Source organism: Nocardiopsis sp. iso_238, assembly GCF_056173325.1.
Genome location: NZ_CM149668.1, coordinates 2,669,411 through 2,690,922, shown reverse-complemented (window position 1 = coordinate 2,690,922; position 21,512 = coordinate 2,669,411). Strand labels below are relative to the sequence as shown.

General features: G+C 72.1%; 18 protein-coding genes. 11 read left to right on the top strand and 7 right to left on the bottom strand.

Annotation, left to right across the window (positions count from 1 at the left end):
- Positions 1–39: 39 nt before the first annotated feature.
- Positions 40–264, bottom strand: a complete 225-nt coding sequence (locus AC0VYL_RS11905) for a hypothetical protein (protein ID WP_475483157.1) — start codon at positions 262–264, stop codon at positions 40–42.
- A 171-nt stretch (positions 265–435) separates the two neighbouring features.
- Entirely contained in the window at positions 436–1,071 is a 636-nt protein-coding gene (gene aztA, locus AC0VYL_RS11900) for a zinc ABC transporter ATP-binding protein AztA (RefSeq protein WP_475483156.1), read from the bottom strand.
- Between the two features lie 91 nt (positions 1,072–1,162).
- On the opposite strand from aztA, the gene aztB reads away from it, so the two are divergent.
- From aztB to aztD, 4 genes are all read left to right on the top strand, one after another.
- Entirely contained in the window at positions 1,163–2,053 is an 891-nt protein-coding gene (aztB, locus tag AC0VYL_RS11895; protein ID WP_475483155.1) for a zinc ABC transporter permease AztB, read from the top strand.
- Complete coding sequence (locus tag AC0VYL_RS11890) at positions 2,050–3,237, top strand: YncE family protein (protein ID WP_475483154.1); 1,188 nt, start codon at positions 2,050–2,052, stop codon at positions 3,235–3,237. The genes aztB and AC0VYL_RS11890 overlap by 4 nt, the downstream gene beginning before the upstream one ends.
- 5 nt (positions 3,238–3,242) lie before the next feature.
- Positions 3,243–4,160 (top strand): zinc ABC transporter substrate-binding protein AztC, encoded by a 918-nt coding sequence (aztC, locus tag AC0VYL_RS11885; protein ID WP_475483153.1) that lies wholly within the window; start codon positions 3,243–3,245, stop codon positions 4,158–4,160.
- A 65-nt stretch (positions 4,161–4,225) separates the two neighbouring features.
- A complete protein-coding gene (aztD, locus tag AC0VYL_RS11880) occupies positions 4,226–5,413 on the top strand; it encodes a zinc metallochaperone AztD (RefSeq protein ID WP_475483152.1) in 1,188 nt (395 codons plus the stop codon).
- Between the two features lie 150 nt (positions 5,414–5,563).
- Here aztD and AC0VYL_RS11875 read toward each other — a convergent pair whose 3' ends face one another.
- A complete protein-coding gene (locus AC0VYL_RS11875; RefSeq protein ID WP_475462792.1) occupies positions 5,564–6,565 on the bottom strand; it encodes a LacI family DNA-binding transcriptional regulator in 1,002 nt (333 codons plus the stop codon).
- Positions 6,566–6,717: 152 nt separating this feature from the next.
- Here AC0VYL_RS11875 and AC0VYL_RS11870 point away from each other — a divergent pair, with 152 nt between their 5' ends.
- The 5 genes from AC0VYL_RS11870 to AC0VYL_RS11850 all read left to right on the top strand — a co-directional run bounded on the left by AC0VYL_RS11870 (position 6,718) and on the right by AC0VYL_RS11850 (position 12,551).
- On the top strand, positions 6,718–7,257 hold the full coding sequence (locus tag AC0VYL_RS11870; protein WP_475462791.1) for a TRAP transporter small permease: 540 nt from the start codon (positions 6,718–6,720) through the stop codon (positions 7,255–7,257).
- Positions 7,254–8,528 carry a TRAP transporter large permease gene (locus tag AC0VYL_RS11865; protein WP_475462790.1) on the top strand — a complete coding sequence of 425 codons (1,275 nt, stop codon included), beginning with the start codon at positions 7,254–7,256 and terminating at the stop codon, positions 8,526–8,528. Before AC0VYL_RS11870 ends, AC0VYL_RS11865 begins: the two co-directional genes overlap by 4 nt.
- Positions 8,529–8,606: 78 nt before the next feature.
- Positions 8,607–9,599: a DctP family TRAP transporter solute-binding subunit gene (locus AC0VYL_RS11860; RefSeq protein ID WP_475483151.1), complete on the top strand. Its 993-nt coding sequence runs from the start codon at positions 8,607–8,609 to the stop codon at positions 9,597–9,599.
- A gap of 121 nt (positions 9,600–9,720) precedes the next feature.
- Positions 9,721–11,637: a TIM barrel protein gene (locus AC0VYL_RS11855; RefSeq protein ID WP_475483150.1), complete on the top strand. Its 1,917-nt coding sequence runs from the start codon at positions 9,721–9,723 to the stop codon at positions 11,635–11,637.
- Positions 11,634–12,551, top strand: coding sequence for a shikimate dehydrogenase (locus tag AC0VYL_RS11850; RefSeq protein WP_475483149.1), 918 nt, complete (start codon positions 11,634–11,636; stop codon positions 12,549–12,551). Before AC0VYL_RS11855 ends, AC0VYL_RS11850 begins: the two co-directional genes overlap by 4 nt.
- 60 nt (positions 12,552–12,611) lie before the next feature.
- Here the strand turns inward: AC0VYL_RS11850 and AC0VYL_RS11845 are convergent, their stop codons facing one another.
- Positions 12,612–14,225 (bottom strand): OmpA family protein, encoded by a 1,614-nt coding sequence (locus tag AC0VYL_RS11845; protein WP_475483148.1) that lies wholly within the window; start codon positions 14,223–14,225, stop codon positions 12,612–12,614.
- A gap of 179 nt (positions 14,226–14,404) precedes the next feature.
- On the opposite strand from AC0VYL_RS11845, the gene AC0VYL_RS11840 reads away from it, so the two are divergent.
- Complete coding sequence (locus tag AC0VYL_RS11840) at positions 14,405–14,830, top strand: hypothetical protein (RefSeq protein ID WP_475483147.1); 426 nt, start codon at positions 14,405–14,407, stop codon at positions 14,828–14,830.
- Here AC0VYL_RS11840 and AC0VYL_RS11835 read toward each other — a convergent pair.
- The 3 genes from AC0VYL_RS11835 to AC0VYL_RS11825 form a co-directional block, all read right to left on the bottom strand.
- Complete coding sequence (locus AC0VYL_RS11835; RefSeq protein WP_475483146.1) at positions 14,769–15,617, bottom strand: transporter substrate-binding domain-containing protein; 849 nt, start codon at positions 15,615–15,617, stop codon at positions 14,769–14,771. The two genes, AC0VYL_RS11840 and AC0VYL_RS11835, sit on opposite strands and share 62 nt — an antisense overlap.
- 131 nt (positions 15,618–15,748) lie before the next feature.
- Entirely contained in the window at positions 15,749–19,771 is a 4,023-nt protein-coding gene (locus AC0VYL_RS11830; protein WP_475483145.1) for an MMPL family transporter, read from the bottom strand.
- Entirely contained in the window at positions 19,768–20,466 is a 699-nt protein-coding gene (locus AC0VYL_RS11825; protein ID WP_475483144.1) for a response regulator transcription factor, read from the bottom strand. Before AC0VYL_RS11825 ends, AC0VYL_RS11830 begins: the two co-directional genes overlap by 4 nt.
- Positions 20,467–20,654: 188 nt before the next feature.
- On the opposite strand from AC0VYL_RS11825, the gene AC0VYL_RS11820 reads away from it, so the two are divergent.
- On the top strand, positions 20,655–21,485 hold the full coding sequence (locus tag AC0VYL_RS11820) for a class I SAM-dependent methyltransferase (RefSeq protein ID WP_475483143.1): 831 nt from the start codon (positions 20,655–20,657) through the stop codon (positions 21,483–21,485).
- Positions 21,486–21,512 lie beyond the last annotated feature (27 nt).

Here is a 21,512-nt window from a genome sequence, read left to right as displayed (position 1 = left end):
GGACCAAACCGGTCGCCGGGCGCCGCGCGCGGCCCCGGGTCAGAACCGGGGTCGGGTGTCGTGCCCGGGTCCGGCGTCCGAGCCGTACCGGGGCCCGGGGCGGGTACCCGCGTGGAACGCGGTCCCGCCCTCGCCGGTGCCGCGCCCGCGCGAGGCGGAGCGGCCCGAGGCGCGCGCCCTGGACAGGAGGAACCCCAGCACCGCGACCACCAGGGCGACCCCGCCCACGACGATGAGCAGACCCACCACGATCCCGATCCCCATGCCCGGCCCCTCTCCGTGGCTCGCGTCCGATACCACGGTATCCGGGCCCCGCCGACCGTACGTTCCGGCGCCAGCGGCTCCGGACGGTCCGGTGGCCGGAGCTCCGACGCGCGGCGCCCGGACCCGCCCGCCGCCGCAGGGAAGCCGCGGGGGGTACCGCCGTCGCGAAGGTCACACGGCGTGGGTCGGGGTGACCACGCGGCCCGCTTCCAGGGCGAGGACGTGGTCCGCGTCCCGCGCCTCCTCCGTGAAGTGGGTGGCGTGCACCACGGTGACGCCCTCGGCGGCGACCTCGGTGACCAGCTCCCGGATCCGGCCCGTGGAGTGCTGGTCCAGCCCGGCCGAGGGTTCGTCCAGCAGCAACAGACCCGCCTCCTGGGCCAGGCCCTGGGCGATGAGGGCGCGTTGGCGCTGCCCCCCGGAGAGCTCCCCCAGCCTCCGGCCGGCCAGGTCCGCGACACCTGCCTGTTCCATGCACTTGTCGACCACGCGGCGGTCGTGCCGGGTGAGCGGGCGCCACCACCCCCGCTGCGCCCAGCGGCCCATGGTCACGGTGGCGCGCACGGTGAGCGGCAGGGTGTCCGGGACCGCGCTGCGCTGCACGACGAACGCGGGGCGGCCGGGCCGCCCCGGGACGACGCTTCCGCTCCGGGGCGCGACCGTTCCCGCCAGGACCCCGAGCAGGGTGGACTTGCCCGCGCCGTTGGCCCCGACCAGGGCGGTGACCGCCCCTTCGGGGATCTCGGCGGTGACGCCCCGGAGGACATCCGTCCCGTCGTAACCCGCGTACACGTGGTCGATCCTCATCCCTCGTGACCCCCGCTTCTGCTGTGTCCGGGTTCGTCTGACCCGACCCGATGTGAAAACGATAATGGTTATCGTTGTAGAGTCTCCCACTATGGAAGCACTGATCGAACCCTTCGGGGTCACGTTCGTCCAGCGTGCGCTCTGGGCGGGGCTCCTCGTCTCCGCCGTCTGCGCGATCGCGGGCACCTGGGTGGTCCTGCGGGGCATGGCCTTCCTCGGGGACGCGATGTCGCACGGCATGCTGCCCGGGGTCGCCCTGGCCGCGCTGTTCGGACAGAGCCTGTTCGTGGGCGCCGCCCTCGCGGCCGGGGCCATGGCCGCCGGGGTCACCGCCCTGAGCCGCTCCCGTCGGCTGTCGCAGGACACGAGCATCGGCCTGCTGTTCGTGGGGATGCTCTCGGTCGGCGTGATCCTCGTGTCGCACTCGGCCTCCTTCGCGGTCGACCTCACCGCCTTCCTCTTCGGGGACGTCCTGGGAGTGCGCGAGCGGGACCTGCTCCACCTGGGGCTCTCCCTCGCGGCCGCACTGGTGGTCGCGGTCATCGGCCACCGGGCGTTCGTCGCGCTGGCCTTCGACCCCCGCAAGGCGCACACCCTGGGCCTGGCGCCGCGCGCCGCGCACGCCGCCCTGTTGGGCCTGGTCACCCTCGCCGTGGTCGCCTCGTTCCACGTGGTCGGCACGCTGCTGGTGTTCGGCCTGCTCATCGCCCCGCCCGCCACCGCGCTGCTCTGGGCCAGGAGCATCCCGGGGATCATGCTCACCGCCGCGCTGCTGGGCGGCGCCGCCACCTATGTCGGGCTGCTCGTCTCCTGGCACTGGGAGACGGCGGCCGGAGCGAGCATCGCGGCCACGGCGGTGGCGTTCTTCTTCGTCTCGGCCCTGGCCTCCGGCCTGCGCTCACGCGGGCTCGCCAGACGACCGGCAGACCCGGAACGCCCCGCACCCCAGCCCTCTGACCTGGAAGGAACGGTGACACCGTGAACCGTCGACACCGCACCGCCGCCCTGGGAGCGGCGGCCCTGATCACCCTGCTGGTCGGCTGCTCCGGCGGCGGTTCCGCCACCGAACCCGAGGCCGCCGAGGAGGAGACGCCCCACGGGTACGTCGAGGGCGCCGAGGAGACCGCCGAACCGCAGCTCCGGCTGGTCGTGGCCGACACCGGCACCGGCCAGGTGCGGCTCCTGGACCTGATCACCGAGGAGGTCACGGAACTGGGCGAGGTCCCGGCGGTGGACGGCCTCACCGGAGACGGCCGCTTCGCCTATCTGAGCTCATCCGATGAAGGGACCACCGAGGTCTTCGACAGCGGCGTGTGGACCGTGGACCACGGAGACCACAACCACTACTACCGGACCGGCTCCGGAGACGTCGGTGCCCTGGACCTCCCCGACCCCGCGCACGTCGTCACCGACACCGCGCTGACCTCGGTCACCACTGACCAGGGAGCATCGCTGCTGCTGGAGAGGGCGAAGCTGGAGGACGGGACGGTCGCCACCACGGACGTCCCGGTCGACGAGGAGACCACGGTCCTGCCCTACCAGGGGGCCCTGGTCGCCGTCGACGCCGAGGGGACGGTCCGCGTACTCGACCGCGACGGCACACCCCAGGCGGACCCGGAGGCGACCTGCACCGACCCCGACTCTGCCGCCGTCACCCGCCGGGGCCTGGTGGTCGGTTGCGCGGAAGGCACCCTCCACGTCACCGAGGAGGACGGCGAACTGAGCGCCGCGACCCTCCCCCACCCCGGTGAGGAACGCGGTGGCCCCTTCCATCACCGATCCGGATCCGCCGTCCTGGCCGCGCTTCCCGACGACGACACCCTGTGGGTCCTGGACCTGGCTGTCCCCGAGTGGCGGGCCCACGAGCAGCCCGGCACCGTGGCCGCGACGGCGACCGGCGAGGAGGGGCCGGTCCTGGTCCTGGCCGACGACGGGACCCTGCGCGCACTCGACCCGGAGACCGGCGAGGAGGAGGCCACCACCGACCTGCTGGACACGGTGGACCCCGAACACCCGCCCACACTCACGGCCGACACCTCCCGCGCCTACGTCAGCGACCCCGAGACCGGGGTCGTCCACGAGATCGACTACGCCGACGACCTCCGTGTGGCCCGCACCCTCGACCCGGGGATCGCGCCGCACCTGATGATCCAGACCGGACGGTGACCGCCATGCTGCCCCGACGCCCCCTCGCCGCGCTCGCGGCCGCCTCACTCGCCCTCACGCTGGCCTCCTGTTCCCCGGAGGGAGACGGCACCGGGGTCGTGGTGACCACCAACATCCTCGGTGACGTCACCGCTCGGATCGTCGGTGACCAGGCTCCGGTCACCGTGCTGATGCCGCCCGACACCGACCCGCACTCCTTCGCGATCTCCGCCCGCGAGGCCGCGACCCTGGAGAACGCCGACCTCGTCGTCCACAACGGCCTCGGCCTGGAGGAGGGCGTCGCCCGCAACGTGACCGCCGCCGAGGAGGCCGGGGTACCCGCCCTGGAGGTGGGTCCGGGCGTCGATCCGCTCCCCTACACCTCGGACGCGAGCGAGGGCGAGCCCGATCCGCACTTCTGGACCGACCCGGCCCGGGTCGGGCTGGCCGTCGACCTGATCGCGGAGCGCGTGATCGAGGAGGTCGACGGGGTCGACGCGGACACCGTGCGCGCCAACGCCGAGACCTACGCGGCCGAGCTGGACGAGCTCGACGCGTGGATGGGCGAGGAGTTCGCCGCCCTGCCCGCCGAGAACCGCAGGCTCGTCACCAACCACCACGTCTTCGGCTACCTCGCGGACCGCTACGACTTCGAGGTGATCGGGGCCGTGATCCCCAGCGGGACCACCCTGGCCTCGCCCAGCACCTCCGACCTCAAGGACCTCTCCGACGCCGTCGCGGAGGCGGGGGTCTCGGCCGTCTTCGCGGACTCCTCCCAGCCCGACCGCCTGGCCACCGTGATGGCCGAGGAGGCCGGGGTGGAGATCGAGGTGGTCCCGCTCTTCTCGGAGTCCCTGAGCCGTGAGGGCGAGGGCGCCGCGACCTACCTGGAGATGATGCGCGCCAACACCGAGGCGATCACGGCCGGACTCCGCGACGACTGAGTCCCGCCCCTTCGACCCACCCCCCAGCCACCCCCCGCACCACCCATCCCCGAGAGAGAAGAAGCATGCGTTCGAACCGCACCACCCGAGCGGCGGCCCTGCCCGCCCTGTTGTCCGCCGGTCTCCTCCTGACCGCCTGCGGAAACGGAACCGACGACGGCGCCGCGGGCGCCGATGAGGAGGGGACCCCGGCCGAGGCCGTGGCCACGGAGCCCCTCGTCACCACCTACGACGGCGGCCTGTACGTCCTGGACGGCCAGTCCCTGGAGGTGGTGGCCGACATCGAGCTGGAGGGCTTCAACCGGGTCAACCCCGCCGGGGACGACCGGCACGTGTTCGTCTCCACCTCCGAGGGCTTCCAGGTCCTCGACGCCGCCGGCGCCGAGCTCACCGACACCCTCTTCCCGGCCGACACCCCCGGTCACGTGGTGCGCCACGACGGCCGGACCGTCCTGTTCGCGGACGGGACCGGGGAGGTCACCGCCTTCGACACCGACGCGCTGGGCGCGGGTCTGCCCGAGGAGACCGACGTCCACACCGCCGAGGAGGCCCACCACGGGGTGGCGGTCGAGCTGGAGAACGGCGAGCTGCTGCTCACCCTCGGCAACGAGGAGGAGCGGGTCGGCGCGCTGGTCCTGGACGCCGACGGGGAGGAGATCGCCCGCAGCGAGGACTGCCCGGGCGTGCACGGGGAGAGCGCGGCCCAGGGCGGGGCCGTGGCCATCGGATGCCAGGACGGCGCGCTGGTCTACCAGGACGGCGCCTTCACCAAGATCGAGAGCCCCGACGACTACGGGCGGATCGGCAACCAGGCCGGTTCGGACGAGTCACCGGTCATCCTGGGCGACTACAAGACCGACCCCGACGCCGAACTGGAGCGCCCCGAGCGGATCGCCCTGGTCGACACCGCCGAGGGCGACCTGGAACTGGTCGACCTGCCCTCCAGCTACACCTTCCGTTCCCTGGGCCGGGGCCCGGCCGGTGAGGCCCTGGTGCTGGGCACCGACGGCGCGCTGCACGAGATCGACCCGGACTCGGGCGAGCTCACCCGGAGCATCGAGCTGATCGACGCGTGGGAGGAGCCGGTGGAGTGGCAGGACCCCCGGCCCGCGCTGTTCGTGCGCGGCGGCACCGCCTACGTGAGCGACCCGGCCACCAGCCAGGTGCACGCGGTGGACCTGGCCTCCGGTGAGGTCACCGGCTCGGCCACCCTGGACGAGGCCCCCAACGAGCTGAGCGGCGTCGCCCACTAGGGATCGTCCGTTCCACCGGTCGGTGGGACGGCCTTCCCTGCGGCCCGGGTGCCCCAGGCGCGAACGCGCGGGGTGTCCGGGCCGTCCCCGTCTCACCGGTTCCGCTTCCCGGTCCGGGCCCGGTCGCCTCGGCCGGATCCGGCCGAGGCCTCAGAGGGCCGCGGGGCCCGTGGAGTCCCGGATCACCAGATGGGTGGGCAGGACCACGCGCTGCGGGGCCGGGTGCGCCGTGGAGAGCGAGCCCTTCCTCAGCAGGAGCTCCACCGCCACCCTGCCCGCCTCGTCCTCCGGACCGGCGAGGGTGGTCAGGGCGGGAACGCACAGGTCGGCGCCGAAGATGTCGTCGTAGCCGACCACGCTGATCCGCCCGGGGACCGCCACCCCCCGTTCGGACAGACGGCGCAGGACACCGATGGCGAGAAGGTCGTTGTGGGCCACCAGCGCGGTCGCCCCGGACACCAGGGCGGCGTCGGCGGCGGCTCCGCCCCCGCTGACCCTGGGCGGGAACGGGCCGAGTCGGGCGACAGTGAGCCCGCGCCGCTCCGCCGCCCCCCTGAGCGCCTTCCACCGTTCGCTGGCGAGCCAGGACTGGTGCGGTCCGGAGAGGTAGACGATCGACCGGTGCCCCAGCGAGGCCAGGTGTTCGATGATCTGCCAGCTCCCCGGGCCGCTGTCGACCACCACGCCGGGAAGGCCGTCGACCTCGCGGTTGACCAGCGCCAGGTTGTGGCTCTGGGCGATCCCCACGGTCGTCTCGTCGCTCATGCGGCTGGCCGCCAGCACGAAGCCGTCCACCGAATGGTCCAGCCGTTCGATCTGGTTGCGCTCGTTGGCCGCCGACTCCTCGGTGTTGCCGAGGATGAAGGTGACTCCCGCCTCGCTGGCCCGGCGTTCCGCGCCCCGGATCGTGCCGAAGAAGTGCGGGTTGGTGATGTCGGGGACCAGCATCGCGATGGTCGCCTTGTGCCCGGACTGGAGGGCCGTGGCCAGGGGGTTGGGCCGGTACCCGAGGCGTTCGGCGACCCGGAGCACGTGCTCGCGCGTGGTCGCGTTCACCCGGCGGGGGTTGCCGAAGGTCCGGGAGACCGTGGAGGCCGCCACGCCCGCCTCGGCCGCGACGTCGTAGATGGTCGTGCGCCTCGGAGTGTTCATCTCGCCCCCTTCCTACCGGAATACGACAACTTTTGGCAATCGCTTGCCACAGCTGTGAACGGATACCTAGAGTTCACAAAAATGTGACACCCACCACGTCCACGGTCGCTGATCAGCGCGAAGCCGTGTCCTCCCGACTGGAGCCGACTGGGATGACCCAACCCCCCGAACCGAACGACACCGGGCCCCCGGGCCCCGTACGGACGGTGGTCCGCTACCTGGAGAGGGCCGAACTCGTCGTCGGAGCCCTCCTGCTCACCCTCGTCTTCACCCTGATGCTCGTCCAGGCGACCCAGCGCCACCTTCCGGTCGCCGGCTGGGTCTGGACCGGCGAACTGGCCAGGTTCGGCCTGGTGTGGCTGACCTTCTCCCTGGCCGGATACCTGGTGGGCCGGGACGAGCACATCACCCTGAAGCTCGTCGACCACGTCGCCCGCGGGCGGTTCCTGCGCGGGGTCTGGGTCCTGGCCAACGTCGTCGTCGCCGCGGTCGCCGCGGGGTTCGTGTTCGAGGCGGCCGAACTGGTCTTCGGTGGTTCCCCGCAGACCACCCCGGCCCTGAACCTCCCCCTGTCCTGGACCTACGTGATCCCCATGATCGGGCTGTCCCTCGCGGCGCTGCGCGCCCTGGCCAACACCCTCCTTCCCGCGCCCCCGGCCCTGGAGTCCACCCCCGAGGAGCGTGCCGAATGAGCGCCGCACTGGTCGTCACCGGCATTCTCGTCCTCCTGGTGCTGCGGGTCCCCGTGGCCTTCGCGATCCTCGGGCCGACCCTGCTCTACATGGTCGTCACGGACCAGTCGACGGGGCTGAGCCTGCGCACGGCGGCGCAGGAGGTCAACAGCTTCCCGCTGCTCGCGGTCCCGCTGTTCGTCCTGCTGGGAGTGGTCGCCAACCGCACGGGGATCGCGGACCGCATCTTCGCCTTCGCCCAGGTGCTGTTCGGCCGGGTGCGCGCCAGCCTGGGCTACGTGAACATCGGCGTCAGCGTCGGCTTCTCGTGGATCAGCGGCACGGCCCTGGCCGACGTCGCGGGCATGGGCAAGATGCTCGTCCCGGCCATGACCAGCCGGGGGTACCCCAGGCGCTTCGCCCTGGGGCTGACCGCCTCCTCCAGCCTCATCAGCCCGGTGATGCCGCCGAGCATCCCCGCGATCGTCTACGCGTCGGTGGCGGCGGTCTCGACCGCCGCGCTGTTCGCCGCCGCCGTGGTCCCGGCCCTGCTCATCGCGGGCGGCCTCGCACTGTACGTCTTCGTCTGGAGCCGCAAACAGCCCCAGCTCGCCGGACGGCGCTCGGCCCCCGGAGAGTTCCGGTCCGCCGCCCTCCGCGTCATCGGTCCCCTGGGGGCGCCGGTCCTGCTGCTCGGGGGCATCCTCAGCGGTCTGTTCACCCCGACCGAGGCCGCCGCCGTCGGCGTGGCCTACGTCCTCGTCCTCGGGTTCTGCTACCGGCGCCTGACCCTTCGCTCCCTGTGGGGCATCGCCGTCGAGACCGCCACCACGGCGGCGTCGATCACCCTGATCCTCGCCGCGTCGGGGCTGCTGGGCTGGGTCCTGGCCCGCGAGCGGGTGCCGCAGGACATCGCCTCGTTCCTGCTCGGCTTCACGGACAGCCCCGTCGTGTTCCTCCTGCTGGTGAACGTGGCGCTCATCCTGATCGGCACCATCCTGGAGCCCATCGCGGCCCTGGTCATCACGGTGCCGGTCCTCCTGCCGATCGCCGTGCAGTTCGGCGTCGACCCGGTCCACTTCGGGGTGATCGCCATCGTGAACCTGATGATCGGTCTGCTCACCCCACCCATCGGCGGCGTGCTCTTCGTCCTGGGGTCGGCGACCCGAACCCCCATGCACGAGGTGTTCCGCGGTACCGCCCCGTTCCTGATCCCGCTCCTGGCGGTCCTCGGCCTGCTCACCGTGGCCCCCGAACTCGTCCTGTTCCTCCCCGGGCGACTCGGCCTCTAGCGACGCCGTCCGCCGGACGCCGCCACCCACGGCACCCCGCCCGCACCCACTCCCCACGCCCCACCGAAAGGCCCCACCATGAACACCGGTCTCCGCGTCGCCGCGCTCCTGCCAGCCGCGGCCCTCGTCCTCACCGCCTGCGGTTCCGGCGACGACTCCGACGGCACCGTCCTCACCTTCTCCAACAGCTACACCGAGGACCACCCGCACACCCGATGCGGCATCGACCTGGTGGCCGAACACGTGGCCGAGGCCGACGCCGGCCTCCGTGTGGACACCTTCCCCGGCAGCCAGCTGGGCGACAACACCGAGACCTTCGCGTCCGTGATGTCCGGCGACATCGACATGGACGTGCAGGGCTCGGCGGCCCTGGGCTCCGCCCACCCGCCGATCGGCGTCTTCGACGCCGCGTACGCCTTCGACGACGCCGACCACATGTTCTCCTTCTTCGACTCCGAGGCCGCCGACGCCGCCAAGCAGGGGTTCGAGGAGGCCACCGGGGCCAAGATCCTCGACGTCTGGTACTTCGGCGACCGGCACTTCACCGCCAACCAGCCGATCCGCACCCCCGCCGACCTCTCCGGCCTGCGGATGCGGTTCCCCGATTCCCCCATCTACCTGGCCAACGCCGAGGCGATGGGGGCCAGCCCGACCACGGTCGCCTTCGAGGAGGTCTACATGGCCCTCCAGCAGGGGACCGTCGACGGCCAGGAGAACCCGATCGCGACCGTCGACGCCGACAACTACTCCGAGGTGCAGTCCCATGTCAGCCTCTCCGGGCACCAGATCGGCTCCCAGATGATCGTGGTCTCGGGGCAGACCTGGGAAGGGCTCTCCGAGGGGCAGCGGGAGGTGCTCCAGGAGGCGGTCAGCCAGGTCCGGGAGGAGAACCGCGCCTGCATCGAGGAGGCGGAGGCGGAGGTCCTCGCCGAGTGGGAGGCCGGCGGCGCCATGGAGGTCGTCGACGACGTGGACGTGGAGGCGTTCCGCACGCAGGTCCACGAGCACTTCCTGTCCACGCTCGAGGGCGAGGAGCTGGAGCTCTACGAGGCCTTCCGGGAGTCGGCCTGACCACGGGGGCCGTCAGGGCCCCGAACGCCACCGGCCCCGTCCCCTCCCCGCACCGCACCGCCCGACACCGGTGCGGCGTGAGCACCCCCTGCCCCGAGAACGGAAACGGAGTCTGACGGACATGCGGCGATCCATCGCCACGGTCTCCCTCAGCGGAACCCTGGAAGAGAAACTGAGCGCGGCCGCCAAGGTCGGCTTCGACGGCGTGGAGATCTTCGAGAACGACCTCGTCTCCTCCCCCCTGACTCCGCGCGAGATCCGCGCCCTGGCCGGGGAACTCGGCCTGACCATCGACCTCTACCAGCCCTTCCGGGACTTCGAGGGCGTGGACGACACCCGGCTGGCGGCCAACCTGAGGCGGGCCGAGGCCAAGTTCGCGCTCATGGTCGAACTCGGGGTGGACACCCTGCTGGTCTGCTCCAACGCGACGGCGTCAGCCATCGACGACGACGCCCTGGCCGCCGCCCAGCTGCGTTCCCTGGCCGAGACCGCCGAACCCTACGGGGTGCGCGTCGCCTACGAGGCGCTCGCCTGGGGGCGCCGCGTCTCGACCTACGAGCACTCGTGGCGGATCGTCGAAGCCGCCGACCACCCCTCACTCGGCCTGTGTCTGGACAGCTTCCACATCCTCTCCAGGGGTGACGACCCCTCGGGTGTCCGGGACATCCCCGCGGAGAAGATCCTCTTCCTCCAGCTGGCCGACGCTCCGCGCATGGACATGGACGTGCTCCAGTGGAGCCGCCACCACCGCTGCTTCCCCGGGCAGGGCGGCTTCGACCTGGCGGAGTTCACCGGCCACGTGATCGCCGCGGGCTACCGGGGCCCGCTGTCCCTGGAGGTGTTCAACGACGTCTTCCGCGCCTCCGACCCGGACCGGACGGCCGCGGACGCCCTGCGCTCGCTGTCCGCCCTGGAGGACACGGTGGCACGGGCCCGGGAGTCCGACGGTCCGGGGCGCGCCCCGGACCCGCACCGGGACGGCCCCGTTCACCTGAACCGGCTCCCGGACCTCGCGCCACCCGGGAACCTGGCGTTCGTCGAGGTCGCGGCCGCTGAACCGGCCGCCGGACGCACCCGCTCGGTGTTGTCGGCGCTGGGTTTCGCGCACACCCGCGACCACCGGTCCAAGCCCGTCGAACTCTGGGAGCACGGGCGCGCGCGGGTGCTGCTGAACTCCGCCGACCCGCGACTCGGGCACACCTGGACCGGCGACGCGGCGGTGACGGCGCTGGGCGTCGAGGTCTCCGATCCCGCCCTGGCCTCGGCCAGGGCGGAGGCCCTCTCGGCTCCGGCCCTGACCCGCCGCCGCGACCCCTCGGAGGCGCGGATACGCGCGGTCGCCGCCCCCGACGGCACCGCCGTCTTCCTGTGCCCGCCCGAGTCGTCCGGTGGGGCGGACTGGACGGAGGACTTCTCGGCGCCCGCGGTCGACCACCGGAGCGACGGAGCGCCGACCCCGGTCACCGGAATCGACCACGTCGGTCTGCACCAGCCGTTCGACCACTTCGACGAGGCCTCCCTGTTCTACCGGACCCTGTTCGGGCTCTCCCCGTCGGAGAACACCGACCTGTCCTCTCCCGACGGGCTGGTCCGGAGCCGGGTCCTGACACGGCCGGACGACCCGGGGGCGGGGCCCCGCGTCGCGCTGAACGTGTCCGTGCTGGGGCGCGGCCCCCAGGCGGACGCCACCGGCGGATCCCAGCACATCGCCCTGGCCTGTGACGACATCGTCGCGGTCGCCCGCGCGATGGTCGCCGCCGGGGAGCCTCCGATCCGGGTCCCCGACAACCACTACGACGACCTCGCCGCCAGGACGGACCTGTCCCCGGCGCGGCTCGCCCTCATGCGCGGCCTGGGCATCCTCCACGACACGGACGGCGCGGGCGAGTTCTGGCACCTCTACACACCCCTGATGGGCGGCCGGTTGTTCCTTGAGGTCGTGCAGCGCGTGAACGGCTACGAGGGGTACGGGGCGGCCAACACCCCGGTGCGGATGGCGGCGCACCGCGCGCGGCACCGTTCGGAGCAGTGGACGTGAGGGGCCCGACGAGCGGCGACGGGACCGTGCGGGCACCGGCCCCCGCCCCCGCCCCCGACGTACCCTCCTTCCTGGTGGGACTGATCGGTTCGGGAATCGGCCCCTCCCTGACCCCGGCCATGCACGAGACGGAGGCCGCCGAGCTCGGGCGCCGCCTGGTCTACCGCCGGATCGACCTGGACACCTGGGGCCTGTCGGCGTCGTCGGTCGGTGAGCTCGTCCGCTCGGCCCCCCGGTACGGGTTCGACGGACTGAACATCACCCACCCCTGCAAGCAGCTCGTCCTCCCCCACCTGGACGGACTCACGCCCGACGCGGCCGCTCTGGGAGCGGTGAACACCGTGGTGTTCGACGGCGCACGCGCGGTCGGGCACAACACGGACTGGTCGGCGTTCGCGCTCTCCCTGGAGCTGGGGCTGCCCGCGGCGCCCAGGCGGAGCGTGGTCCTCCTGGGCGCGGGCGGGGCCGGTGCGGCGGTCGCCCACGCCCTCATGACCTCCGGGGTACGGGATCTGGCGGTGGTGGACACCGACCGGGGCCGGGCCAGCGGTCTCGCCCGGGACCTGACGGAACGGTTTCCCGGGAGGCGGTGCCGGGCGGTGCCGCCCTCGGAGGTGGCCGGGCTCCTGACCGAGGCGGACGGGCTGGTGAACGCCACCCCGGCCGGGATGGCCCACCACCCGGACCCGCCGGTGGCCCCGGAGGTCCTGCGCCCGCACCTGTGGGTGGCCGACGTGGTCTACCGGCCGTTGCGCACCGCGCTGCTCACCGAGGCCGAGCGGATCGGGTGCGCCACCCTGGACGGCGGCGGCATGGCGGTGTTCCAGGCCGCTCAGGCGTTGGAGCTGATCACGGGTCTGGTTCCCGACCACGGCCGGATGGTGGCGCACTTCGCCGCCGTCGCGCGGAGTTGACCGGGGCGGCGTGCCCGGGGCCCGGGGCCGAGCCCCCGGACCCCGGGGGCGGTCCCGCCGTCACTCCTCGATCGGGATCCCCTCCAGCATCCCGAACGGGCCCGCGTTGAACGTGAGCTCGGTGGTCTCCGCCGGGGGCGCGGTCAGGTAGAGGTAGCCGTACTGGGTGGAGCCGGGTGCGGTGGCGGCGGGCCACAGGGGGGACCCCACCCGGTCGATGAAGGACAGGTGGTCGCCGTCGAAGGCCTGGGTGTAGACGATCCCGGTGTCGGGGTCGAAGGCGTTGAACTCGAAGTACGAGCCGATGCCGAAGGGGTTGGTGGTGCTGGGGACGGTGTCGCCCTGGTGGGTGGCCTCGAACCGGGCGACGAGGAACGCGCCGTCGCGGTAGAAGGGGAAGACATCCAGTTCCCAGGAGTGCCGGAGGTCCCCGCCGTAGAAGTACTCCTGCTCCGCCGTGGCGGTGGCGGCGGGCTCGGTCCCCTCGACGTCCCTGAAGGCGGCCGGTTCCCCGGCGTCCTCCGGGGCGATGTCGAGGGTGTCGACCTCGGTCTCCGCCTCCCCGGCCTCCTCGGAGGCGAACTCCTCCTTGAAGCTGTAGGAGATCTCCACCCGCCGGTTCTGTGAGCGGGCCCACGCGTCGTCGTCGCCGCCCTCGGTCTCCACCGGCTCGGCGGCGCCCACGCCCTCCGTCTCGTACTCGTACCCGGCCCCCAGTTCGCCCTCCAGCACGTCCCGGACCGCCTGGGCGCGCTCCTCGGACAGGGTCTGGTTGTAGTCGTCCTCCCCCACGCCGTCGGTGTGCCCGGTGACGGTGATCGGGGGCTTCTCCGGGTCGGCGCGCTCCCGGGTCTCCTCGATGACGTCGGTGAGGATGGTCGCGGCGTCGGAGGTGAGCGTCGCCTCGTCGAAGTCGAAGAGGACGTCCGCGCGCAGGGCCACCGTCTCCTGTTCGGAGTCGCTCTCACGGCCGCTGACGACCGTCTCCACCTGGGAGACCACATCGTTGACGGTGCCCTCCTCCTCCGGCTGACCTCCGGTGACCGGCACGGTCACCGTCTCCCCCTCCTGGGGCCATCCCTCCTCGCGTTCCTCGGGCAGTCCGGACGGGTCGTCGCGCGGCTCGCCGTCGACCACCGGGACCCCGGCGAACTCCCCGATGCCGCCGGGTCCCTCGACGGTCAGCCGCTCCGGGTCGCCCTCCAGTTCGGGGTAGAAGACGACCAGCTCGTAGGTCACGCCCGGCTGCCACAGCTCCTCGCGGTAGAAGTCGGAGATGTCGGCCCCGATGTCGCCGTGGGGGGCGTAGCGGAGCTGCCGGACGGGGTCCAGGATCCGGAACCAGTGGGCGCTCATGGGGTTGTCGTAGGCGCCGCCCTCGATGGTGCGGTCCTCCAGGTTCGTGTACTCGATCGTCAGCCGGGTCATCCCGTCCACGTTGGCGAGTTCGGTGACCTCGACGCGGGCGTCGAGGTAGTCGTCCCAGGTGCCGACGAAACCCTCTCTGACGAAGCCGCCCTCCGGGTCGGCTCCCGGCCCCGGAGGCTCTCCGCCGCCCGGACCGTCACCGCCCGGACCGTCACCGCCCGGGTCGTCGCCGCCCAGGCCGCAGCCGGTGGTCAGCAGGGCGGTCGCCACGAGCGCCGCCCTCATGGACGTGGTGTGGTGTCGCATGGGGGGTACTTCCTTCCGTCGCGGTCCCTCTACCCTTCGACACGGGAAAAGCGTTGCTGGTTCACAACAACGTGTTGGCTTTTTTCGACATGGGTTCCTCCTGCCGGGGAACGTCCGCTCGCGCTGAGCCGCCGCCACCGGGCGGCGCGTGGTGGAGCGCCATGGGATGACCGACCCTCATGAACACCAGCGTCCGTCCGGGTGACCCGACCGCGCCCGGCACGGTGGGCGTCCCGCTGGACGGGGAGGAGCTGCGCCTGGTCGACGACGACGGCGCCGAGGTGATGGACGGCACCTGGTTCCGGACCGGGGACACGGCCGTGCTCGCCCCTGAGGGACGGGTGCGGCCGGTCGGCCGCAGGGGCACCGGCCTCGTCAAGAGCGGCGGGTACGCGATCGGCGCCGGGGAGATCGAGAACACGCTGCTCGCCCACCCGGGAGTGGCGGAGGCGCTGCCCCGCAACGACATGGGCAAGGTCCCAAGCGGGAGCTCGGGGGCCTGCCGCCGGGTCCGTGTACGGCGCGCCCGGACCCGTCACCTGCTCAGAGCTCGACGTCCTCCCCGAACCAGGGCTCGACGATCCGGTCGTAGGTACCGTCGTTGAGCGCCATGTTCAGCCACTGGTCCACGTAGTGCTTGAACACGTCGTCGCCCCGGGGCAGCATGAACGCCTTCTCGAAGAAGTCGAAGGGCTCCTCGGGGTTGACGGCGCACAGCTCCTCGTACTCGTTGGCCACCCACAGCACCTCGGAGGCGTCGGTGGTCATCACGTCGGCGCGGCCCGCGACGATCTCGTCGAAGATCGTGTTGTTGTCGTGCGTGATGAGTTCGCCGTCCGGGTAGTGCTCCTCGGCGAACACCTGGTTGGTGCCGCCGCTGGGCATGATGGAGCGCACCCCGGGCTGGTTGATCTGCTCGATCGTGCGGTAGTCGTCCACGTTCTCGCACAGGGTGATGGGGGTCTTGCCGTCCTCCATGAGCGGGGCGGAGAAGTACACCTGCTGGGATCGCTCGGTGTTGACCGAGATGCCGCCGACCGCGACGTCGCACCCGTCGAGGAAGTCCTCCATCAGGTCGTCCCAGGTGGTCCGGGTCCACTCGATCTCCACGCCGAGGTCGTCGGCCAGGTCCCGGGCCATGTCGACGTCGATGCCGGTGAACTCGTCCGGGTCGGAGTCGAGGAAGGTGAACGGCCGGTAGTCGCCCGTCGTGCACACATGGAGCGAGCCCCGGTCCAGGATCTCGTCGAGCCTGCTCCCCTCCATGGCCGACGTCTCGGGGTGGGCCGAACCGTCGGAGTCCATCCCCGAGCAACCGGCGGCGAGGACCACGGCCAGCGAGGCGGCGGAGGCGGTGAGGACGAGGCGCGGCTTGGCTTGCGTCACTGGCACGTGCGGACTCCCGGCTGCTGTCGAGTGATCCGGGTCATACTAGCCACGGCCCGTGACAGCCCTCGGAGCCGGGTCCCCGGGTACGGGAACGGCCCCGCCGGGCGTGGCGGGGCCGTTCCTCGGAGCGTCCGTTACCGGGACGATCCGGCCGGGGCACCGGCCTCCCGGGGGTCGCCGTCGTCCGCGCCGGGCTCGGAGCCCGCGCCTTCAGCGGTCGCCGCACCGCCGACGGGCGTGGCCGGGGCGAGTCGGTCGCCCTCGATGTCCACGTTGGGGAGCAGGCGGTCCAGCCACTTCGGCAGCCACCAGGTGGCCCGGCCGAACAGCGCCATGACCGCCGGGCCGAGCGTCATCCGGACCAGGAAGGCGTCGATGAGGATGCCCACGGCGAGGACGAACGCGATCGGCTTCAACATCTCCACGTGGCCGAAGACGAAGGACGCGAAGACGCTGATCATGATGGCCGCGGCCGCCGTGACCACGCGCGCCCCCTGGGTGAAGCCGGTGGAGATCGCCGCCATCGGTTCGGCGCCGTGGACGTGGTCCTCCCGCATGCGGGAGACCAGGAACACCTCGTAGTCCATGGCGAGGCCGAAGAGGATGCCGATCATCAGGGTCGGCATGAACGCCAGGAGCGGGCCGGGTTCCACACCGAACAGCCCGGCGCCGTAGCCCCACTGGAAGACCACCACGGTCAGGCCCAGGGAGGCGCCCGCGCTGAGCACGAACCCCAGCGCCGCCTTGACCGGCACCAGGATCGAGCGGAACACGACCGTCATCAGCACCAGGGCCAGGCCGATCACCACGGCGGCGAACACCGGCAGCGCGTCCGCGAGGCGTTCGGAGACGTCGATGGCCATGGCGGCGGCACCGGCCACCACGATCTTCGCGCCGATCTCGTCCTCGATCTCGCCCTGGAGTCCGCGCATGTCGTGCAGCACGTCCTCGGTGGCGGTGTCCGAGGGGCCGGTCTCGGGGATGACCACGATGATCGCCGTGTCCCGCACCTCGCTGAGCTGGGGCGGGAACACCTCCGCGACCCCGTCGACACCCTCCATGCGCTCGGCCACCTCGTCGGCGGCGGCGGGCATGTCCGGCAGACCGGTCAGGTCGGCCACCACGGCGAGCTGGGCGGTGTGCCCGGGGCCGAACTCGTCGCTGATGATCTCGAAGGCCTGGCGCTGTGTGGTGTCCGTCGAGCTGGTCTCGTCGCTGGGCAGGCCCAGGTGCATGCTGCCCAGGGGAAGCAGGAGCGTCCCCAGGACGGCGGTCACGCCGACGATCGCGATGACCGGGCGCTTGATGACCATGCCGATCCACCGCGCGCTCATGGTGCGCTCGGAGACCATCGCCCTCTCCGCCCGGCGGCCCAGCACCGGCAGCCGACCGGCGGTGACCCGGTGGCCGATGAACCCGAGCAGGGCCGGGAGCAGCGTGATCGCGACGAGCACCGCCACCGCGACCGTGACCATCGCGGCCACACCCATGAGGGTCAGGAACGGGATCTGGACCACGGACAAGCCGAGCAGGGCGATGATGACCGTGATCCCCGCGAAGACCACGGCGCTGCCCGCGGTGCCGATGGCGCGGGCGGCCGACTCCGCCGGGTCCCAGCCCTGCGCCACCTGCTTGCGGTGGCGGGAGAGCACGAACAGCGAGTAGTCGATGCCCACGGCGATGCCCAGCATGAGCGCCAGGATCGGGGCCGTGCTGGTGAGTTCGATCAGGCTGGACGAGGCGTAGAGCAGGAGCATGCCCACGCCCACGCCGATCAGCGCGAGCAGGATGGGCAGACCGGCGGTGACCAGGGCGCCGAAGTTGATGATGAGCACCACGAGGGCGGCGACCAGGCCGACGACCTCGCTCGGGCCCATGATGGCGGGCACCTGCTGGGTGATGGAGGGGCCGCTGAACTCGACGTCCATCCCGGCCGCCCGCGCCTCGTCACCGGTGGCGAGGATGGCCTCGACGGTCTCGACCGGGACCTCGCCGTTGCGGAACTCCAGCTGGACCTGGACCATCACGCTGTCGCGGTCGTCGGAGAGCTGCGGAACCTGGTCGAGGACCTCGTCGTCGTCGAAGTCGGGGGCCTCCTCGGCGACGGCGGCGAGCGCCTGCGCCTCGGCCTCGACCATCAGTTCCTCGACGGCCTGCTCGCGGTCGGGGGTCTCCGGCGGAACCATCGCCTCGACCTGTTCGCGCGCGATCTCCAGGGCCTGTTCCTCGCCCTCCGCGATCCCGTCGTCGTACTGCTGGCGGGCGTCCTCCAGGATGCCGTGCGGGCTGAACACCTCGTCGACCCCGGGGATCTCCGCCAGTTCGTCGGCGGTGGCGCGCACCGCGTCGGCGTACTGTTCGTCCTCGATGACGTCGGTGCCGTCGGGTGCGCGCAGCACGGCGGTGACGGACTCACCCGTGGTGGAGAACCGCGCCTCCATCAGGTCGGTGGCCTGTTCCGACTCGGTGCCGGGGATGCTGAGCGCGTCGTTGAGCGGGGCGCGGAACATCAGCGCCGCACCGCCCGCGAGCACCAGGACCAGCAGCCACGAGAACACGACCAGCCATCGTCGTCGGTAGGCGAACCCACCCAGACGATAGAGCAGCCCAGCCATACTCATTCCTCTCAACCCCGACTTACGCTTGCCTTCCAGCTCATACGACGCCGATGAGGCGAACTGCCGAGGATCATGAGAGTTCGATGAGAAGGCCGCTCCACCAGTGAGATCGTCGTCACGTCCGGCGGTCGCGGAGCCCGTGTCGGGGTCCGGCGGTGACGGGAACCGCAGCGTGACCGTGGTGCCCTCGGCGGCGGTGGAGGTGAACTCCGCCTCTCCTCCGTGGGCCCGCATGACGGCGCGGACGATGGGAAGCCCGAGCCCGCTGCCGGGGCGGCCGGACGCGGCGGAGGCCCGGTAGAAACGCTCGAACACGAAGGCCGCGTTCTCCTCGGCCACGCCGGGGCCCTCGTCGGAGACCCCGAGGACCACGCGGCCGTCGCGGCGGTGCAGCCGGACCGTCGCCGGACTGCTGGCCGGGGTGTGCACGCGCACGTTGGCCAGCAGGTTGGAGACGGCCTGGCGCAGTTCCTGTTCGTCCCCGACCACGAGGCCGTCGGCGGTGACCTCGGTCCGCCAGTCCCGTTCGGGCTGGGCGGCGCGGGCGTCGGAGACGCTGTCGGCCACGATCCTGCTGAGGGCGACCACCTCGTGCCGGGGCACGGGGCGTTCGTCCAGGCGTGCGAGGTAGAGGAGGTTGTCCACGATGGCCGCCATGCGCTCGGACTCCTGCTGGGAGCGGGTGATGACGTCCGGGCGCCGGGCGACGTCGACGACCCCCTGGGCCACGAGTTGCAGGTAGCCGCGGATCGAGGTCAGCGGGGTGCGCAGTTCGTGGGAGGCGTCCGAGACGAACCGGCGCAGCCGTTCCTCGGACTGTTCGTGGGCGTACAGGGCGCCGCGCAGGCGGGCGAGCATGCGGTTGATGGACAGGGTGAGGCGGCTGACCTCGTCGGCGGCGCCCGGCGCGGGTTCGGGGACACGGCGTTCCAGGTCGCCCCGGGCGATGGCCTCCGCCGTCTCCACGACGTCGTCCAGGGGGCGCAGGCCCCGGCGGATGACCGCTGTTCCGGCGACCAGCGCGATCCCGAGCATGGCGAGGCCGCCCAGGACCTGGATGGCGATCAGCCGGTGGACGGTGGCGGTGACCGGTCGCAGGGGCTCCCCGAGCAGGACCACGGTGTCCTGGTCGGGCAGGTCCAACACCTTGACCCGGTACTCGGCGCCGTCGTGCTCGACCGTGAACACGCCCTCCGGGGCGCCGTCGGTGTCGATGTCGCGCACCAGGGTGGGGCCCGACCCCTGGAGCCGGTGCACCTTGGGGTGGCTGTCCCCCGGGACCTGGGTGACGAACTCCGCGACGAAGTCGCTCGGAGCGCGGATCTGCTCGACCAGCTGGTCGGGGCTCTTGGCGAAGATGTCGTCCTGGTTGGCGCGGACGAACGAGGCGCTGGTCTCGATGCGTTCGTCCAGCCGGTCCACCAGGTAGGTGCCGAGGAACATGGAGCTGGCCACCGCCACCACGCTCAGGGCGAGGAACATCAGGACGGCGTTGACCACCACCATCCGTCCGCGCAGGGTGCGCCACGGGGCCCTCATTCGGGGTCGCCCTCACGCAGCGCGTAGCCGAACCCCCGCTGGGTCCGGATGAGGTTGGGGCCGTGGGCGCCGAGCTTGCGGCGCAGGTAGCCGACGTAGGTGTCGACGATGTTGGAGCCGCCCGAGTAGCCGTCGCTCCAGACCTCGTCGATGATCTGCGGGCGGGAGAGCACGCGCCCGCTGTTGAGCATCAGGTAGCGGAGCAGGTCGAACTCGGTGCGCGACAACGGCACCGGGTTCCCGGCCCGCCGCACCACGCAGGCGCGCTCGTCCAGTTCCACGTCGGCGAAGCGCAGGACCCCGTCCGCCGGTTCCGGCCCGTTCCCGGGCCGCGTCCTGCGCAGGACGGCGCGCACCCGGGCCACCAGTTCGTCGGTGTTGAACGGTTTGGTGACGTAGTCGTCGCCGCCGTAGGTGAGCCCGGCGATCCGCTCGCTGTGGGCGTCCTTGGCGGTGAGGAAGACGATGCCGAGGTCGGGCCGTGAACGGCGCAGAGCGCGGCACACGTCGAACCCGTCCCCGTCGGGGAGCATGACGTCCAGGACGACCAGGTCGGGCCCGAACGCGTGCGCGGCGGTGTGGGCCTCGGCGGCGGTGGCGGCGGTGCGCACGTCGAATCCGTGGAACTCCAGCACGGTGGCGACCACGTCGAGGATGTTGGGTTCGTCGTCGACGACGAGGATCTTGGCTTGCATGGTCCGTCCATCACAGCCGAAAGGGATGAGAGAGCGATGAGAGCCCAGGTCACGGAGGCGTGGTGGCCTCGAACCCCGGCCCGATGGTAACCCCGCCGCTCCACCCGGACGGCCCGCCGGGGCTCCCCTGGCCGCGGACGCGAAAAACCAGGGGACGCGATCCGGGTTCCCTGTTAGCTTCCAGCACCATGAGCACTCCCACCCCGACGGACTGGCGTTCGGCCAACCGCGCCCACTGGGACGAGCGGGTCCCCCTGCACGTCGCCAGCGACTTCTACGACCTGGACGGCTTCCGTGCCGGAACGGACGCCCTGCGCGACTTCGAGATCGAGGAGGTCGGTGACGTCACCGGCCGCACCCTGCTGCACCTCCAGTGCCACATCGGCCTGGACACCCTGTCGTGGGCACGCGACCACGGCGCGGCGCGCGTGGTCGGTCTGGACTTCTCGGGCCCGGCCGTGCGCAAGGCGCGGGAGCTGGCCGGGGAGATCGGGCTCTCCCCCGAGCGGGCGGCCTTCGTGGAGTCCGACGTCTACGACGCCCCCTCGGTGGTGCCCGAGGAGACCTACGACATCGTCTACACCGGGACCGGCGCGCTGTGCTGGCTCCCGGACATCGAGCGCTGGGCCCGGACGGCGGCGTCGCTGCTGTCCCCCGGCGGCTTCCTGTACCTGGCCGAGTTCCACCCGCTCACGGACGTCCTCGACGACGCGACCGGGACGCGCGTGGTCCGCGACTACTTCGCGAAGGACGCCCAGGAGTCGGAGATGGCGGGGACGTACGCGGACCTGGAGGCCGAGACCGTCCACAACCGCAGCGTCGAGTGGCAGCACCCGCTCGGTGCGGTGGTCTCCGCGCTGGCGGCGGCCGGGCTGCGCCTGGACTTCCTCCACGAACACGACGCCTCGCTCTTCCCCCGGTTCGGTTCCTTCGAGCGTTCGGCGGACGGCTACTACCGCTTCCCGGACACGCACGCCCGCGTCCCGCTGATGTACTCGCTGCGGGCGAGCAGGACCTGACCGCCGGGGCCGACGGGCGCGGACCCG

Coding starts and splice junctions, on each gene's coding strand:
- AC0VYL_RS11905 (WP_475483157.1), bottom strand. CDS start 264: ATGGGGATCGGGATCGTGGTGGGTCTGCTCATCGTCGTGGGCGGGGTC.
- aztA (WP_475483156.1), bottom strand. CDS start 1,071: ATGAGGATCGACCACGTGTACGCGGGTTACGACGGGACGGATGTCCTC.
- aztB (WP_475483155.1), top strand. CDS start 1,163: ATGGAAGCACTGATCGAACCCTTCGGGGTCACGTTCGTCCAGCGTGCG.
- aztC (WP_475483153.1), top strand. CDS start 3,243: ATGCTGCCCCGACGCCCCCTCGCCGCGCTCGCGGCCGCCTCACTCGCC.
- aztD (WP_475483152.1), top strand. CDS start 4,226: ATGCGTTCGAACCGCACCACCCGAGCGGCGGCCCTGCCCGCCCTGTTG.
- AC0VYL_RS11875 (WP_475462792.1), bottom strand. CDS start 6,565: ATGAACACTCCGAGGCGCACGACCATCTACGACGTCGCGGCCGAGGCG.
- AC0VYL_RS11870 (WP_475462791.1), top strand. CDS start 6,718: ATGACCCAACCCCCCGAACCGAACGACACCGGGCCCCCGGGCCCCGTA.
- AC0VYL_RS11865 (WP_475462790.1), top strand. CDS start 7,254: ATGAGCGCCGCACTGGTCGTCACCGGCATTCTCGTCCTCCTGGTGCTG.
- AC0VYL_RS11860 (WP_475483151.1), top strand. CDS start 8,607: ATGAACACCGGTCTCCGCGTCGCCGCGCTCCTGCCAGCCGCGGCCCTC.
- AC0VYL_RS11855 (WP_475483150.1), top strand. CDS start 9,721: ATGCGGCGATCCATCGCCACGGTCTCCCTCAGCGGAACCCTGGAAGAG.
- AC0VYL_RS11845 (WP_475483148.1), bottom strand. CDS start 14,225: ATGCGACACCACACCACGTCCATGAGGGCGGCGCTCGTGGCGACCGCC.
- AC0VYL_RS11840 (WP_475483147.1), top strand. CDS start 14,405: ATGAACACCAGCGTCCGTCCGGGTGACCCGACCGCGCCCGGCACGGTG.
- AC0VYL_RS11830 (WP_475483145.1), bottom strand. CDS start 19,771: ATGAGGGCCCCGTGGCGCACCCTGCGCGGACGGATGGTGGTGGTCAAC.
- AC0VYL_RS11825 (WP_475483144.1), bottom strand. CDS start 20,466: ATGCAAGCCAAGATCCTCGTCGTCGACGACGAACCCAACATCCTCGAC.
- AC0VYL_RS11820 (WP_475483143.1), top strand. CDS start 20,655: ATGAGCACTCCCACCCCGACGGACTGGCGTTCGGCCAACCGCGCCCAC.